This window comes from Lysobacter sp. CC-YZS074 (genome assembly GCF_056739745.1).
The window spans coordinates 2422419-2438581 of record NZ_CP200301.1 but is presented as its reverse complement, the minus strand read 5'-3'; the positions used below and the strand labels follow the sequence as shown (position 1 = coordinate 2438581).

The 16163-nt window shown below is 71.4% G+C and carries 13 protein-coding genes; 6 read left to right on the top strand and 7 right to left on the bottom strand.

The annotated features are described in order from the left end of the window. Positions 1-195 precede the first annotated feature (195 nt). On the top strand, positions 196-2475 hold the full coding sequence (locus U8331_RS11005) for a DUF5916 domain-containing protein (RefSeq protein ID WP_481131075.1): 2280 nt from the start codon (positions 196-198) through the stop codon (positions 2473-2475). Between the two features lie 105 nt (positions 2476-2580). On the opposite strand, the gene U8331_RS11000 is transcribed toward U8331_RS11005, so the two are convergent. From U8331_RS11000 to U8331_RS10980, 5 genes are all read right to left on the bottom strand, one after another. Further along, complete coding sequence (locus tag U8331_RS11000; RefSeq protein WP_481131074.1) at positions 2581-3021, bottom strand: putative toxin-antitoxin system toxin component, PIN family; 441 nt, start codon at positions 3019-3021, stop codon at positions 2581-2583. Positions 3022-3053: 32 nt separating this feature from the next. Beyond that, positions 3054-3818: a hypothetical protein gene (locus tag U8331_RS10995; protein WP_481131073.1), complete on the bottom strand. Its 765-nt coding sequence runs from the start codon at positions 3816-3818 to the stop codon at positions 3054-3056. Between the two features lies 1 nt (position 3819). After that, the gene (locus U8331_RS10990; protein ID WP_481131072.1) at positions 3820-4383 is read right to left on the bottom strand and encodes a DUF1439 domain-containing protein; all 564 of its coding nucleotides are present in this window, start codon (positions 4381-4383) and stop codon (positions 3820-3822) included. 86 nt (positions 4384-4469) lie between these two features. Further along, the gene (locus tag U8331_RS10985; protein WP_481131071.1) at positions 4470-5081 is read right to left on the bottom strand and encodes a M23 family metallopeptidase; all 612 of its coding nucleotides are present in this window, start codon (positions 5079-5081) and stop codon (positions 4470-4472) included. Positions 5082-5116: 35 nt separating this feature from the next. After that, the gene (locus U8331_RS10980; RefSeq protein ID WP_481131070.1) at positions 5117-6340 is read right to left on the bottom strand and encodes a DUF2272 domain-containing protein; all 1224 of its coding nucleotides are present in this window, start codon (positions 6338-6340) and stop codon (positions 5117-5119) included. 209 nt (positions 6341-6549) lie between these two features. Between U8331_RS10980 and U8331_RS10975 the strand changes: the two genes are divergently transcribed. Next, entirely contained in the window at positions 6550-7011 is a 462-nt protein-coding gene (locus U8331_RS10975) for a CHRD domain-containing protein (protein ID WP_481131069.1), read from the top strand. A 9-nt stretch (positions 7012-7020) separates the two neighbouring features. Here U8331_RS10975 and fusA read toward each other — a convergent pair whose 3' ends face one another. Then, entirely contained in the window at positions 7021-9060 is a 2040-nt protein-coding gene (gene fusA, locus U8331_RS10970) for an elongation factor G (RefSeq protein ID WP_481131068.1), read from the bottom strand. 225 nt (positions 9061-9285) lie between these two features. Here fusA and U8331_RS10965 point away from each other — a divergent pair, with 225 nt between their 5' ends. Beyond that, positions 9286-9735 (top strand): OsmC family protein, encoded by a 450-nt coding sequence (locus U8331_RS10965; protein WP_481131067.1) that lies wholly within the window; start codon positions 9286-9288, stop codon positions 9733-9735. Positions 9736-9741: 6 nt separating this feature from the next. Here U8331_RS10965 and U8331_RS10960 read toward each other — a convergent pair whose 3' ends face one another. After that, positions 9742-10620: a PhzF family phenazine biosynthesis protein gene (locus tag U8331_RS10960; protein WP_481131066.1), complete on the bottom strand. Its 879-nt coding sequence runs from the start codon at positions 10618-10620 to the stop codon at positions 9742-9744. Positions 10621-10796: 176 nt separating this feature from the next. On the opposite strand from U8331_RS10960, the gene U8331_RS10955 reads away from it, so the two are divergent. Genes U8331_RS10955 through murD form a run of 3 tightly spaced genes read left to right on the top strand, consistent with a single transcriptional unit; the run spans position 10797 to position 16139 of the window. After that, positions 10797-13382, top strand: coding sequence for a bifunctional aspartate kinase/diaminopimelate decarboxylase (locus U8331_RS10955; RefSeq protein WP_481131065.1), 2586 nt, complete (start codon positions 10797-10799; stop codon positions 13380-13382). Beyond that, positions 13379-14740 carry a UDP-N-acetyl-alpha-D-muramoyl-L-alanyl-L-glutamate epimerase gene (gene murL / locus U8331_RS10950; RefSeq protein WP_481131064.1) on the top strand — a complete coding sequence of 454 codons (1362 nt, stop codon included), beginning with the start codon at positions 13379-13381 and terminating at the stop codon, positions 14738-14740. Before U8331_RS10955 ends, murL begins: the two co-directional genes overlap by 4 nt. Further along, the gene (gene murD / locus U8331_RS10945; RefSeq protein WP_481131063.1) at positions 14721-16139 is read left to right on the top strand and encodes a UDP-N-acetylmuramoyl-L-alanine--D-glutamate ligase; all 1419 of its coding nucleotides are present in this window, start codon (positions 14721-14723) and stop codon (positions 16137-16139) included. Before murL ends, murD begins: the two co-directional genes overlap by 20 nt. Positions 16140-16163 lie beyond the last annotated feature (24 nt).

The following is a 16163-nucleotide window of genomic DNA, read 5'->3' as shown; positions in this document are numbered from 1 at the left end:
TCGCGCGACCGCCGCATGGCGATGACCGCCGCACGTTGGCCGGGTCGGCGGGTCGCGACTTACGTCGCTCCTACATTGGGGCGAACCCAACCGCTGCGATGCCGCGAGGCCCGGTCTGGTTGCCATGACTTGTGCCAGTCGGCCGGGCGGGCGATCGCGCCTACCCTGCGCGCCGTGCCGACTACCCCGATCCCCATGCGCCTGCTGCCCATCTCACTCCTCGCCTGCCTCGCCGTGCCGGCCCACGCCCATGCCCTTGCCACGTCCGGCTCCGTGCCAGCGTCCGCCGCGGCCGAGCCCCGCGTAATCGAGGTCGACGGCCGGATCGATCCGGCCGAGTGGGCCGGCGCGCGCCACATCACCGATTTCCGCCTGACCCAGCCGCTCTCGATGGAGGCCTCGCCGTACCCGACCGAAGCGTGGGTGAAGTCGACGCCGGACGGCCTCGCGGTTGCTTTCCGCAGCATCCAGCCGCCGGACGTGCCGCGCACCCGCACCCGGACCCGCCGCGACGAGGGCGGCCAGCTCGACCGGGTCAACGTGATCGTCGATTTCGACGGCGACGGCCGCACCGGCTACGACTTCATGATCACCCTGGCCGGCGGCATCGCCGACGAGGTCGTGACCAACGAGGGGCAGTTCAACAACGACTGGGACGGCAACTGGAAGCACGCCTCGATCGAGACCGAGGCCGGCTGGGATGCCGAGTTCCTGATCCCCTGGTACACCGCGCCGATGCGCAAGGCCGACGGCGGCGAGCGCACGATCGGCCTGTACCTGGACCGCGTGATCGGCTCCACCGGCGAGCGCGTGGCCTGGCCGGCCGCCAGCTGGGTGCGCCCGCGCTTCCTGTCGGATTTCAACCGGGTCGAGCTGCCGGCCTACAGCCAGTCGCTGCTGGCGGTCACCCCGTACGTCGTCGGCGTGCACGACAACATCCACGGGGAAAGCGAGTTCGACGTCGGTGCCGACATCCTGTGGAAGCCCAACGGCCAGACCCAGCTGACCGCGACGATCAACCCCGACTTCGGCCAGGTCGAGAGCGACGACCTGGTGGTCAACTTCGGCGCCGAGGAGACCTTCTTCAGCGACAAGCGTCCGTTCTTCACCGAGAACCAGGGCATCTTCAATTTCGGCCTGCTGATCGACAACAGCCAGCTGATCTATACCCGCCGCGTCGGTGGCGCGGCCGACGACGGCAGCGGCGCCAGCGACATCGAGGCGGCGGTCAAGCTCAACGGCAGCATCGGCGGCCTCAACTACGGCGTGATGGCGGCCGAGGAGGACGGCGAGGCCGGCCGCTCGTTCCGCGCGCTGCGGCTCAACCACGACTTCCAGCGCCAGAACGTCGGCCTGCTGGCGACCCAGGTGCTGCGCCCGTGGCTCGACCGCGAGGCGCGCGTGCTCGGCATCGACCATCGCTGGCAGCCGACCGGTGCGCTCACCATCACCAGCAACGCGGTCGGCAGCGACATCGAGCAGGAGGGCCGGACCACCCGCGGCAGCGGCGCCACCACCGTCGTCGACTACGAGATGGGCAACGGCTGGCGCCAGCAGTGGCTGGCGATGCACTTCGGCGACGACCTCGAGGTCAACGACTTCGGCTACCTCGGCCGCAACAACCTCAACTACGGCCACTGGCAGCTGAGCCGGCGCCTGTCCGACCTGCCGGCATCGTCGGGCTATTCGTCGCACGACTACCGCGGCCGCATCATCGGCATGGACAACGACCACGGCCTGCGCCTGCAGCGCCAGCTGCGCCTGATCCGCCAGAGCGACCGCCGCGACGGCGGCAGCGAGTACCTGCAGCTCAACGTCAACGCGCCGTCCTACGACGACCTGCTGACCCGCGGCGACAACCCGCTGTACCGGCCGGGCAACTTCTCCCTGTCGTTCGAGCGCGTCCGGCCGCGCAAGGGCGCCTGGGCATGGGAGTTCGACGCGTTCGTCGAAAGCGGCGGCCTGGCCGGCAACGACAAGGTCGGTTACGGCGCGGAGTTCGTGCCCACCTTCCATTTCAGCGATGCGCTGAGCGCATTCGCGGGTGCGTACTTCGAATACACCCCGGACTGGCTGGTCTGGCAGGAGGAAAACCTCGTGGGCCGGTTCGAGGAGCGCTCGCTGGAATTCAACGCCGGGCTCGACTGGAGCATCGGCCAGCGCCAGGAGTTGCGGGTGAAGCTGCAGGCGATCGGCCTCGATGCCGCGCTGGACGAGGCGGTGCGGGTGCAGCCCGACGGCCGTGCGGTCGCCACGGCCGACCCGGTCAACGATTTCAGCCTGCGCAATCTCGGTTTCCAGGTGCGCTACCGCTACATCCTTGCGCCGTTGTCGGACCTGTACGTGGTCTACGGCCGCGGCGGCTACATGCTCGACGAGTTCGCGACGGGGCCGCGCGAGCAGCTGTTCGACAGCTTCTCGCTGCGCGACAGCGAGCAGTTGCTGGTGAAGCTGTCGTACCGGTTCGAGCTGTAGGGGCCGGCGATCCGCGATGACTGGCGTCGCCTTTGTAGGAGCGGCTTCAGCCGCGATCGTGAGCCGTGCCCCTGCATCGATTTAAGATCGAGGCTGAAGCCGCTCCTACAGGGGAGCGGATGCGGCCCAGCCCTCCGGCGTGGTGATTTCGAACCGCCCCTCCCGGCGGCAGCGCCGGGCCAGCGACAGCAGGTGGCGGTCGCGGCTGAGCAGCCAGCGGGCGCCGGCGTCGTGCGTCAGCTGCAGGAATTTCTGGTCGTCCGGATCGCGGCAGCGCGGCAACGGCGCCGCCGCCGCGTGCGATACCGGCGGCAGCGGGTGTGCCAGAACGTCGAACGCCGCGGCCATGGCCTCGCGGTCCGCGTCGCCCAGCCGCAGCAGCGGATAGCCGAGCACGCGCAACCATTCGTCGCGGCAGTCGCCATCGGACACAGCGAGGACGCGGCCGTCTTCCAGCGCCGCCCGCAGCGCGGCGGCCCGCGGGTCACCGAATACCAGCAGGTCGAGCCAGACGTTGGTGTCCAGCACGATGCGTGGGGGTGGCATTCCGCCCGCGTCCCGGGCGTGCCCGGTCCCGGTTATTGCTGCACCTCGCGGATGTCGGCCGAGGCGATCCGCCATGACTGCTGTTCGGCGCTTGCGCCGTCGACCACCGCCCGGCGCAGGGTGTAATGGCCGACGTACTTGCGCACGCTGCCGTCGCTGCGGGTGGCGCTGACCGCCACCGGCACCTCGATGTAGCGCGAGCCGGCGGCCGCGCCGACGTTGCCGGGCGACATGATCTCGACCGACACACCGGCGGTGTCGGCAAAGCCGTCGGCGAACTGCTGCGGCGACTGGTTACTGGCGCTGCCGCCGCCGGACCACAGCGAATACGCGCGACCATAGCTGCCGGCGTTGATCGATTCGTAATAGGCCTTCAGTACCGCGACCGCCTCGGCGGGCCCGGGGCCTTCCGCCGGGGCGGTGGGCGCGGCCGGCGCGGAGGGCGGCGTGGCCGCTGACACCGGGAGGTCGCCGGGGTCCATGTCCGGCAACGGCAAACCCGCGGGGTCGAGCGGCAGGTCCGGCACCGGCAGCGGGTTGCCGTCGTCGTCGAAACGGGGTTCGGCGTCGGCCGCGATCGCAACTGGCGCCGGCGCCAAGGTGTCGCGCGGGTCGCGTGCGCCCGGCATGCCGGTCACGCTGCCGCCGGTGCGTTCCGGCGCCGGCAATGCTTCCTGGTCCGACACCTGCGTACCGTCGCGTGCCACCCTGCCGTCCTGTTCGTCGCAGCCGACGAGCAGCGTCAACGACGAGGCGACGGCGAGGGGAAGCAACGCGCGGGAAAGACGTGGATGCATGTCACTCGTCCAGGTTGACCACGACCACGCCGCGGTCGATCTGGGTGGAATCGATGCGGCGGGCGCCGATCCGCTCCAGCAGGCTGCTGTCGAGCCGGTAGACCGGTTCCTCGCGCGCGTAGTCGGCCAGCCACGCATTGAGCATCTCGCGCGAGGTGCCGCTCATGACGCCGCCGAGTGCCGGCACATCGACGGACTCGATCACCGGATCCTGCAGATGCAGGCCGCGCGTGGCCATGTCGAAGCGCAACCCGCTGCTGAGTGCGAAGTGTCCGGTGGTTGCCAGGCGGCTGCTGCCCAGGGCGGACAGGCCGACATCGAAGTCCAGGCGCAGGCGCGTGCTGTCGTAGGGGATGGACAGGGTGGGATTGGTCAGCCGCAGCGACACCAGGCCGCCGAGCTCCTCGTATTCCTTCGGGAAGTTGCGATCCAGCGCGTGCTGCAGCTGCGGCTGGGTGAAGGTGACCCGGCTGCCGAGCAGGGCGCCGAGCGTGTTGAGGGTGGAGCAGCCGGCCACCAGCAGCGCGAACAGAAGGAAAGCGGCAACGGCCACGGGTTTGCGCATGTTCGATCCTCGACTGACGACGGCCACCTTACGCAGCCGCGGTGAATGACGGGTTAGCGCGAAAGGTGCGCGCGCGATGGTCGATCCTAGCGCGAAGCGGTGTCCGGCGAAGCCGCTGCGGAGGTGGGATCCGCGACGGCGCGCAGGCGCGGCAGCGGGTCGAGCGCGGCGCCATCGGTATAGATGCCGTAGTGCAGGTGCGGCGGCGTGCCGCGCGCGTTGCCGGTGGTGCCCACGTAGCCCAGCACCCGTCCCGGCAGGACCACGTCGCCGGCGGCGAGCCCGTCGGCCCAGTCGTCGAGGTGGGCGTAGTAGTGGCGCTCCCTGCCGGGCCCGAGCACCCATACCTGGCGGCCGCCCAGTCCGGTCTCCCTGACCGCGCTGACCACGCCGCGGGTGGTGCTTGTAACTGGCGTGCCGCGGGCGGCGAAGATGTCGGCGCCTTCGTGGCCGCGGCCGCCGCTGCGCGCCGCGCCCCAAGTGTCGGGAATGTCGTCGGCGGCCACCCCAACCACCGGCACCGGCAGCGATGCCGGCGCCGGCATGCGGCTGATCTCCCACATCATTCGGGTGGAGGCCATGAAGGGTTGTTGCCACGCCCACCAGCCGGCCCCGGCGATCAGGACCAGCCCCAGCAGCGTGCCCAGCAGCCGGCGCGCGGCGGGAGCGTAATCGCGGCGGGGCGGAGGGATGGCCATGCGGCGACCCTATCCGGCGCGGCGACACCGCCGCGTCAATCGGTGGAAGACGTCGGGGTCGCCTTGGCGTCGCTCGCGGGGCCAGCGACGGGTCCGGCGGGCAACGGCGCCGGCGGCGGGACCCCGGCATCGGCGGCGTAGGCACGGTAGCTCTGGAACAGCCCGAGCAGCGTCGGCGTGTGGTCCAGGTCGTGCGCGGCCGGCGCGCCGGTGCGCGGCTTGAGCACGGCGAACCAGCGGTTCGCGCCCGGCAGCACGGCGTCGGGCAGCGGCCTGCCGGTCGCGTCGGTGGCGACCACGCTCAGTGTCACCGCCTGGGCGACGTTGCCGCCGATCGCATACAGCCGCCGCGCCGTCGGGTCGGTCTTGACCACCAGGTCGCAGTGCAGTGCGTTGGAGTCGCTGTTGCCATGGCGCACGTCGGCGATGCTGCCGAAGCTCGCCCCCGCGCGAGCGGTGCACAGCAGGTCGCCGGCGGCGGGCGCGGCCTCGGCGAGGTCGTGGGCCAGGTAGAAGTGCCGGTCGTCTTCGCCGTCGCGTGCACGCACGGCGGCAAGCACGTAGTCATGGTGCGAGGCGCTGCGCCGGAAGCGTCCGTCCAGCCCGGCTTCGCAGGCCAGCCACGAGATGAAGGCGGCCGACCACGGCGTCGCCCAACCGGCCGTGTGCGCGCCGAAGTCGACGATCGCCTGCGAGCGCAGCACGTCGGCCCCGCCCGGGGTGGCGGCCCAGTACCCGGCGATGGTGGCCTCCACCGGCGCATCGTCCTCCATCCAGCCCAGCCGCGGCGCGCTGCGGGCCACCCGCCGGCCGATCGAGAAGTTGCGTGCCGGCGCGATGATGTCGAAGCCGTCGCCGGCAACGCGGCCACGCGGCACCGCCTCGATGGACCCTGCGGAAAGGTCGACCACCGGCAGCCCGAACCACGCCCATTCGGCCGCCGCCAGGTCGATCATCCGCGTCCGCGGATCGCCCGCACCGGGCGCGGGGCAGGCGGTTCTAAGCGCCTGCCAGGCCGGTGCGGTGACCGCCACGTGGCTGCCGTCAGGCATGCGCCGGTACAGGGGTTCGACTCCGCCCGGCGGCGCAGTGAAGCGGACCCGCAGCGGGGGCGCTTCGGTGCCTTCCCGCAGGTGCACGCGCAGTGCCGGATCGGACGAGCCGATCGGACGTGGAAAGCTCGGGATCGCCCGGTCGGCGGCGAATTGCTGGGCGCCAAGCGGAGCGGCGAGGGTGCCGGCGATCAACAGTGCGCACACGCGGAGGGCACGGCGCGCACTCCCGGGGCGATGCCGGTGGGGCATCAGGACTGGACTCATGCGACTCCCCGCGGATGCGAAGCCGGCATCTTTGCAAGGGCGGCGGAAGGCGGGGTCAACGCCGCCGGCCTCCGCCTTCACACCGGATTGCCGCGGCGCGGGGAATAACTGGCTGCCAGTCATCCGCCGAGCCCGCAGGAGCCGCCGCCATGTCCCCCCGCATGTTTTCCATCCTGATTCTGGGTGCGCTCGTCGCCAGCGCCCCCGCCATGGCCGCCGACGTGACCGTCCGCGGCGTCTTCAGTGGCACCCAGGTGATCTCCGCGACCGACTCCGCCGGCACCGGGGAGGTGAGCGCGGTACTCGAGGACGACAACGACCTGATGGTCGACCTGGTCTATGCCGGCCTCGGCGACGGCCTGACCGGCGCCGCGTTGCACACCGGCCGGGCCAACGAGAACGGCACCCGGGTGGCAACGCTGGATGTCCCGCTCGACACCACCGAAGGCCAGGTGCGCCAGGTCAGCCTGGCCCTCTCCCCGGAAGTTGCCGAGCGGGTTCGCGCCGGCGAGGCCTATCTGGTGCTCACCACTTTGCCGAACCCCGACGGCGAGCTGCGGGCGCAACTGGTGCCGCAGCCGGTGCGCCTGGGCGACCTGGCCGGCGACTGACGCGTACCGTCAATCCTCCTCGTGCCGCGGCTGGTACGCCGCGACCAGCTTCTGCTGGACCTGCGGCGGCACCGGTTCATAGTGGCTGAAGTCCAGTGAATAGCGTCCGCGGCCGGCGGTGATCGACTTCAGTTCGGCCGCGTAGCCTTCCAGCTCCGACAGCGGCACCTGCGCCTTGACCACGATTTCGTCGCGCACGGTGTCGGTGCCGTTGATGCGCGCGCGCTTGCCGGCCAGGCCGCCGCTGATGTCGCCCATGTGCTGCTCGGGCGCGCTCACCTCCAGGTCGACGATCGGTTCGAGCACCTGCGGCCGCGCCCGGGTGACCGCATCGAGGAAGGCCTTCTTGCCGGCCGCGACGAACGCCACCTCCTTGCTGTCGACCGGGTGGTGCTTGCCGTCGTAGACCACCACACGCACGTCCTGGATCGGGTAGCCGGCCAGCGCGCCGCTGCGCAGCACCTGCTGCACGCCTTTCTCGACCGCCGGCAGGAACTGTCCGGGGATCGTGCCGCCCTTGACCTCGTCGACGAACTCGAAGCCGCGGCCGCGCGGCAGCGGCTCGACCCGCAGGAACACTTCGCCGAACTGGCCCGCGCCGCCGGTCTGCTTCTTGTGGCGGTGGTGGCCCTCGGCCCGATCGGCGACCGTTTCGCGATAGGCGATCCGCGGCGGGCGTGCATCGACCTCGACGCCGTACTTGTCCTTCAGCCGGTCCAGGTTGACCCGCAGGTGCAGGTCCGACAGGCCGCGCACGACGGTCTCGTTGGTTTCGGTCTCGTGCTCGACCACGAAGCACGGGTCTTCCTCGGACAGCTTGTGCAGCGCGGTCGCGAGCTTCTGTTCCTGGCCCTTGCTGGCGGCCTCGATCGCCAGTCCGAACATCGGTTTCGGGAAGTCCAGCGACGAGAGGTGGATCTGGTCCTCGTCGTGGCTGTCGTGCAGCACCGCGTCGAAGTGCAGGTCCTCGATCTTGGCCACCGCGGCGATGTCACCCGGTACCGCGCGTTCGATCTCGACGTGGTCCTTGCCCTTGAGCTTGAACAGATGCCCGACCTTGAACGGCTTCTTGCCATCGTCGATGTAGAGCTGGCTGTCCCGCCGCACCGTGCCCTGGTAGACGCGGAACACGCCGAGCTTGCCGACGAAGGGATCATTGACGATCTTGAATACGTCGGCGATGACGTGCGCGGACGGGTCCGGAACGGCCTGGATGCGCTCGCGCCCGGCGCCTTTTTCGAACGGCGGCGGATTGGCCTCGGCCGGGTTGGGGAACCACTTCTCGGCGATGCCGAGCAGCTCCTTCACGCCGACCCCGCTGCGTGCCGAGCAGAACAGCACCGGCACCAGGTGGCCTTCGCGCAGGCATTGTTCGAAGGCGTCGTGCAGCTGCTCGCCGGAGAGGCCGCCCTCGCCGACATCGAGGTAGCGCTCCATCACCGTTTCGTTCACCTCGACCACCTGGTCGATGATCTTCTGGTGCCAGTCGGCGACCGGACCGAGGTCGCTGTCGCCGTCGGGCCGGCCGAAGCAGTCCACCACCTTCGCGCCGCCGTCGGCCGGCAGGTTCAGCGGCAGGCACTCGGGCCCGAAGGTCCCGCGTATGTCGTCCAGCACGCGTCCCGGCTCGGCGCCATCCTGGTCGATCTTGTTGACCACGATCGCCCGGCAGAGCCCGCGCGATCGTGCCCGCGCCATCATCCGGCGCGCGCCGTAGTCGACCCCGCTGGCGGCGTCGAGCACGATCGCGACGGTCTCCACCGCCGACAGCGCGGACAGCGCCGGGCCGCGGAAGTCCGGATAGCCGGGCGTGTCGATCAGGTTGACGTGGACGCCGTCGTGGTCGATCCCGGCGACCGCGATGTCGAGCGAATGGCCGCGCTGCTTCTCGACGGGATCGAAGTCGGACACGGTGCTGCCGCGTTCGACCGTGCCTGCCGTCTGGACGGTGCCGCCGGCGTGCAGCAGGGCTTCGAACAGGGTGGTCTTGCCGGCGGCGGGGTGGCCTGCGAGGGCCACGTTCCGGATGTCTTGCGTGGTGTAGGACATGAGCGGACTTCTCCCTTGGTGCGGGATGGAAGGCCGTCATGGCTGTCCGCGCTGCGCGCCGGGCGTGGTGCGCTCGGCGGGCGGTCATGGCGGGAGGCCGGCGCGAACGCCGGAGCCCAAGCCTCGCGCCGTCGCGGGGTGGCGTCAAGCCGCGCTGCGGCGTGCATGCGCGGCTAACGCGGTGGTGGCGAGGATGGCGTTTTCCGGTCACAGAAGGAGCACGCCATGGGCATTTCGCGCCACGCCACCGCGCACTGGGAAGGGGACCTCAAGAGCGGCCGCGGCCGCCTCGCCACGCCGCAGAGCGGGCTGATGTCGGACACGCCGTACGCCTTCAACAGCCGCTTCGGCGACGGCGGTACCGGTGAAAGCCGGGGCACCAACCCGGAGGAGCTGATCGCGGCGGCGCACGCCGGCTGCTTCACCATGGCGCTGTCGGCCAAACTGACCGAGGCCGGGCACCCGCCGGCCCGGCTGGACACCCGGGCCGAGGTCGACCTGTCGATGGAAGGCGGGCCGGCGCTGTCGCAGATCCGGTTGAAGGTCGAGGCCGAGGTGCCGGGCATCGACGACACGACGTTCCAGAACATCGCCCGCGATGCCAAGGAGAACTGTCCGGTATCCAAGGCGCTGTCGGCGGTGCCGATCTCGCTGGAGGCGACGCTGAAAGGCTGACGCGGGTTACCAGTCGAGGGTGCCGCGCACGACCGGACAGACGCGCCCGCCGGACCACACCTCGCCTTCCGGATCGACCCGCAACTGCAGGCGTGCGTCGGCGCCGACCTCGCGGCCCTGGCTGGCGACATAGCGGCCATCTCGGCCGGGCAGGGCGTCGTTGCGCGCCAGCCAGGCCGCCAGCACCGCGTTGGCGGCACCGGAGGCGGCGTCCTCGAACGGACCGCTGGCGCCGACAAAGGCGCGGACGGCGAGGTCGTAGTCGCCGGCCGTCGCGGCGCGGGCGTAGGCGCAGATCCCCATGCTCGCGGTGTCGCGGGCCAGCGCCGCGATCGCCGGCCAGTCCGGCTGCGCGCTGCGCAGGGCGCCCTCGTCCGCCACTTCCACCAGCCACCAGCGCCGGCCCCCGTCGGCCAGGGCAGGCGGCAGCCGACCCGGCGACAGGGCGGCGACCGCAGCGGCGAGGCGCGGGTCGCCGCGGTCAGCCACTTCTACCACCTCGGTGCGCGGCGTCCGCACCGCGATCGTGCGCCGGGCGCCGTCGCCTTCGACCGACAGCGGCAGGACGCCGGCGATGCCTTCCTGCAGCAAGCGGCCGTTACGCGCGGTGGCCAGGCCGGCATCGAGCACCGCGAACGCGGTCCCGACGCTCGGATGGCCGGCGAACGGCACTTCACGCTGCGGGCTGAACATCCTGACGCGGTAACCGGCCCCGGCCACGGTGGGCGCGAACACGAAGGTCGTCTCCGGCAGGCGGGTCCAGCGGGCGATCGCCTGCATGGCGGCATCGTCCAGGCCGTCAGTGTCCAGCACCACCGCGAGCGGGTTGCCGGCTCCGGGCCGGTCGGCGAAGACGTCGAGTTGCAGGTAGCGGCGCAGGGGCATGGGGGGATGGTCGCTGGGAAGGGAGGCCGTGGCGGCGCCCCGTCGGGGGGCGGGTGGCTGGCGGGCGGAGCGCACCCTAGAATCGCGTGTTCGCGATCAGGCGGGCGTTGAGGGGCGGCCATTCTAGGCGCTTTGTCCACGCGAGCCGACCCGCATTCCGCAAACCAGGGGCAGACGTGGTGGCTCAAGCGCAACGCTGGGTAGTACTCAAGTTCGGTGGCACTTCGGTGTCCCGCCGCAACCGTTGGGACACCATCGGCCGGATCGCCGCCAAACGCCGGGCCGACGAGGGCGTGCGGGTGCTGGTGGTGGTGTCGGCGCTGTCGGGCGTCACCAACGAGCTGCTCGCGATCAGCCACGGCGACGACATCGGCGGCCGCGTCGCCGCGCTGGTGGAGCGCCACCGCGGCTTCTGCGGCGAGCTCGACCTCGACCCCGACACCGTGCTCGGCGAACGGCTCGCCGCGCTGCAGTCGCTCGCCGGCGACCCACGCGCCGCAGCGCGCCCGCTCGACTGGCAGGCCGAGGTGCTGGCGCAGGGCGAGCTGCTGTCGTCCACCATCGGCGCCGCCTACCTGCGCACGCAGGGCCACGACTTCGGCTGGTGCGACGCGCGCGAGTGGCTCGATGCGGTGGCGCTGCCGAACCAGAGCGACTGGGCCGCACGGCTGGCGGTCAACTGCCGGCGCGAGGCCGATGCCGCATACGGCGGGCGCTTCGCCGCGCAGCCGGCACCGATGCTGCTGAGCCAGGGCTTCATCGCCCGCCACGCCGACGGCGGTACCGCGGTGCTCGGCCGCGGCGGCTCGGATACTTCGGCGGCGTGCTTCGGGGCGTTGCTCAGGGCCGAGCGGGTGGAGATATGGACCGACGTGCCCGGCATGTTCAGCGCCAACCCGCGCGAGGTGCCCGACGCCCGCCTGCTGGCCCGGCTCGACTACGCCGAGGCGCAGGAAATCGCCACCACCGGCGCCAAGGTGCTGCACCCGCGCTCCATCGCGCCGTGCCGCGATGCCGGCGTGCCGATGGCGATCCTCGACACCGAGCGCCCGGACCTGCCCGGCACCCGCATCGATTCCAGTGCCGATACCGTGCCCGGGGTCAAGGCGATCAGCCGCCGCGACGGCGTGGTGCTGGTGTCGATGGAAAGCATCGGCATGTGGCAGCAGGTGGGCTTCCTCGCCGACATCTTCGAACGCTTCCGTCGCCACGGCCTGTCGGTCGACCTGATCGGCTCGTCGGAAACCAACGTCACCATCTCGCTTGACCCGAGCGAGAACCTCGTCACCAGCAACGTGCTGGAGGCGCTCGCCGCCGACCTTGCCGAGATATGCCGGGTCAAGGTCATCGTGCCGTGCAGCGCGATCACCCTGGTCGGCCGCGGCATGCGCTCGCTGCTGCACAAGCTGTCGGACATCTGGGCGACGTTCGGACGCGAGCGCGTGCACCTGATCTCGCAGTCGTCCAACGACCTCAACCTGACCTTCGTGGTCGACGAGGCCGACGCCGACGGCCTGCTGCCGCAACTGCACGCGGAGCTGATCCGCAGCGGCGCGATGCCGGTGCGCGCGGCCGGCGTGTTCGGCCCGAGCTGGCGCGAACTGGCGGTCGGCCGGCCGCAGCGGCCGCCGTCGTGGTGGGTCGGCAAGCGCGAACAGCTGCTGGCCCGCGCCGCCGAGGGCACGCCGCGCTACGTCTACGACCTGGCCACCGTGCGCGAGCACGCGCGGGTGCTGACCGGCACCGACGCGATCGACCGCTGCTTCTTCGCGATCAAGGCCAACCCGCACCCGGCGATCCTGCGCACCCTGGTGGCCGAGGGCTTCGGGCTGGAGTGCGTGTCGCTGGGCGAGATCGAGCACGTGTTCGCCAACGTTCCCGGATTGCCGCCGCAGCGCGTGCTGTTCACCCCGAGCTTCGCGCCGCGGCGCGAGTACGAGGCCGCGTTCGCGCACGGCGTCACCGTCACCATCGACAACGTCGAGGCCCTGCAGCGCTGGCCGGAGGTGTTCCGCGGCCGCTCGGTCTGGTTGCGGCTGGACCTCGGCCGCGGCGAGGGCCACCACGCCAAGGTCAAGACCGGCGGCGTCGCGGCCAAGTTCGGCCTGCCGCTGGCCCATGTCGACGCGTTCCTCGATGCCGCGCGCGCGATCGACCTGCGCATCGGTGGTCTGCACGCGCACCTGGGCAGCGGCATCGACGACGCCCGCCACTGGCACGGCGTGTACGCGCAGCTGGCCGGGCTGGCCGACCGGATCGGCACGGTCGAGAGCATCGACATCGGCGGCGGGCTGCCGGTGCCGTATGCGCCGGAGTCGCCGCTGTTCGATGTCGGTCTGTGGCGTGCCGGTCTCGAAGGCATCAAGGCCGACTACCCGCGCTACCGGCTGGTGGTCGAGCCGGGCCGCTTCCTGGTCGCCGAGGCCGGCGTGCTGCTGCTGTCGGTGACGCAGGTGGTCGCCAAGGACGGCGTGCGCCGCATCGGCGCCGACGCCGGCATGAACGCGCTGATGCGGCCGTCGGTGTACGACGCCTACCACGGCATCCACAACCTGAGCCGGTTCGGTGACGACGACACCCTGGAGTTCGACGTGGTCGGCCCGATCTGCGAAAGCGGCGACGTGCTCGGCCACGAGCGCCCGCTGCCGGCCGCGACCGCCGAGGACGACGTGCTGCTGGTCGCCGACGCCGGCGCCTACGGCATGGTCATGGCCAACACCTACAACCTGCGGGCGCTGCCGGCAGAGGACGTTTTTGAATGAGCGAGTGGAAATTCCGTCGTGACGCGATCGCCGCGTTCCGCTTCGTGCGCTGCGGGTTCGACCCGGCGACCGGTGTCGCGCAACTGGTGTACGCCTTCGACGATGGCCCGGAGCTGGTCGAGACGGTCACCGTGCCCGGCGCGCCGTTCGTGCTGGAGGGCGAGCGCGCCGCCGCGGTCGAACGCGCGCTGCGGCTGCTGCACCTGATCGCCGGCGTCAGCTACTACAAGGCCGCGGTGCCCGGCGAGATCCGCATCGACGGCTACACCATCGACGCCGACACCGCCGTGCTGCTGGAGACGATCTACCTCAACGGGTTGGGCGAGTTCGCCTACCGCAATGGGCTCGACCTGCACGGCCGCATCCGCTTCCCGCATGGCGACGAGGCTACGGCTTCGGCGCGGTCGGTCGGCCTGCGTGAGCACGCGCTGGTCGCGATCGGCGGTGGCAAGGATTCGCTGGTCAGCATCGAGGCGCTGCGCGCGATCGGCGTCGATCAGACGGTGGCCTGGGTCGGTGGCTCGCAGCTGATCCGCGCCTGCGCCGAACGCACCGGGCTGCCGACGCTCAACATCGGCCGCGCGCTGGCGCCGCAGCTGTTCGACTACAACCGCGAGGGCGCGTGGAACGGCCACATCCCGGTGACCGCGGTGAACTCGGCGATCCTGGTGCTGGCCGCGTTGCTGCACGGCATCGACCAGGTGGTGTTTTCCAACGAGCGCTCGGCCAGCTATGGCAGCCTGATCGAGGGCACCGGCGAGGTGAACCACCAGTGGTCGAAGGGCTGGGCGTTCGAGGCCGCGTTCGGCGCCCACGTCGCGCGCCACGTCGCCGCCGACCTGCACTACTACTCGCTGCTGCGGCCTCTGAGCGAGCTGGCGGTGGCGCGCCAGTTCACCCGCACCGACCGCTACGATGCGCACTTCTCCAGCTGCAACCGCAACTTCCACCTGCTCGGCGAGCGGCCGGTCAACCGCTGGTGCGGGGTCTGCCCGAAGTGCCACTTCGTGTTCCTGGCGCTGGCGCCGTTCATGAGCAAGCCGCGGCTGGTCGGCATCCTCGGCCGCAACCTGCTCGACGACACCGCCCAGACCGCCGGCTACGACGCGCTGCTGGAGTACCGGGACCACAAGCCGTTCGAATGCGTCGGCGAGGGGCGCGAATCGCGCGCGGCGATGGCGGCGCTGGCCGATCGTCCGGAGTGGCGCGAGGACGCGCTGGTCAAGCGCTTCATCCGCGAGATCCGCCCGCAGCTGGCCGACGAAGACCTGGGGATCGAGCCGCTGCTGGCGATCGACGACGAGCATCGCATCCCGCCGCAACTGTGGGAGCGCCTGCGTGCGCACCTCGCCGCTTAGGATCGCGCAGCTCGAAGGTCGCAGGGTCGCGCTGTGGGGCTGGGGCAGGGAAGGTCGTGCCGCCTACCGTGCGATCCGCTCGCGCCTGCCGGCGCTGCCGCTGACACTGTTCTGCAATGCAGGCGAGGCCGACGAGGCACGTGCGCTCGGGGATACCGCGCTGGAGGTCGCCACCGAAGCCGGCGGCGAGGCACTGGCCGCGTTCGAACTGGTGGTGAAGTCCCCGGGGATCAGTCCCTACGGTCCCGAGGCGAGCGTCGCGGCCGCACGCGGCACGCGTTTCATCGGCGGCACCGCGCTGTGGTTCGGCGAGAACGCCGGTGCCGACGGCGTGGTCGCCCACACCGTCTGCGTCACCGGCACCAAGGGCAAGAGCACCACCACCGCGCTGCTGGCGCACCTGCTGCGCGCGGCGGGCGAACGCACTGCGCTGGCCGGTAACATCGGCCTGCCGCTGCTGGAGCTGCTGGACCTGCCGCAGCCGCCGGACGCCTGGGCGATCGAGCTGTCGAGCTACCAGACCGGCGACGTCGCCGCCGGTGGGGGGCGCCCCGAGGTCGCGGTCGCGCTGAACGTGTTCCCGGAGCACCTTGACTGGCACGGCTCGCAGGCGCGTTACGTCGAGGACAAGCTGCGCCTGCTGACCGACGCGCAGCCACGGATCGCGGTGCTCAACGCCGCCGACCCGCAACTGGCCACGCTGGAACTGCCCGACAGCGAGGTGCGCTGGTTCGGGCGCCCGGACGGCTGGCACCTGCGCGGCGACGACCTGTACCGCAGCGACGCGTTCGTCATGGACACGCTGCCGCTGCCGCTACCGGGGCGGCACAACCGCGGCAACCTGTGCGCGGTGCTGACGGCGCTGGAGGCGCTGGGGTTCGACGCGACGGCGCTGGCCGGGCTTGCGATGTCGTTCCGGCCGCTGCCGCACCGGCTGCAGATGCTCGGCACCCGCGGGGCGCTGAGCTATGTCAACGATTCGATCAGCACCACGCCGCATGCCAGCTTCGCCGCGCTGGAGTGCTTCGGCGCGCGCCCGGTCGCGCTGCTGGCCGGTGGCTACGACCGCGGGGTGGACTGGTCGGGTTTCGCTACGGAGATGGCGCGGCATGCACCGGCCGCGATCGTCACGATGGGTGCCAACGGGCCGCGCATCCACGCGTTGCTGGCGCCGCTCGCGGCGGAAGGGCGGTTCCTGCTCGGCGCGGCCGATGACCTCGCCGACGCGGTCCGGCAGGCCGAGGCTGCGCTGGACGGCGAGGGCGTGGTGCTGCTGTCGCCGGGCGCGCCGAGTTTCGGGCCGTACCGCGACTACGTCGAGCGCGGCCGCCACTTCGCCGCGCTGGCGGGGTTCGACCCCGACGCGATCAGCGCCATTCCAGGGCTCGGCGTGGCCTGAGCGCGCCGATGGCGGGTCGCCCCG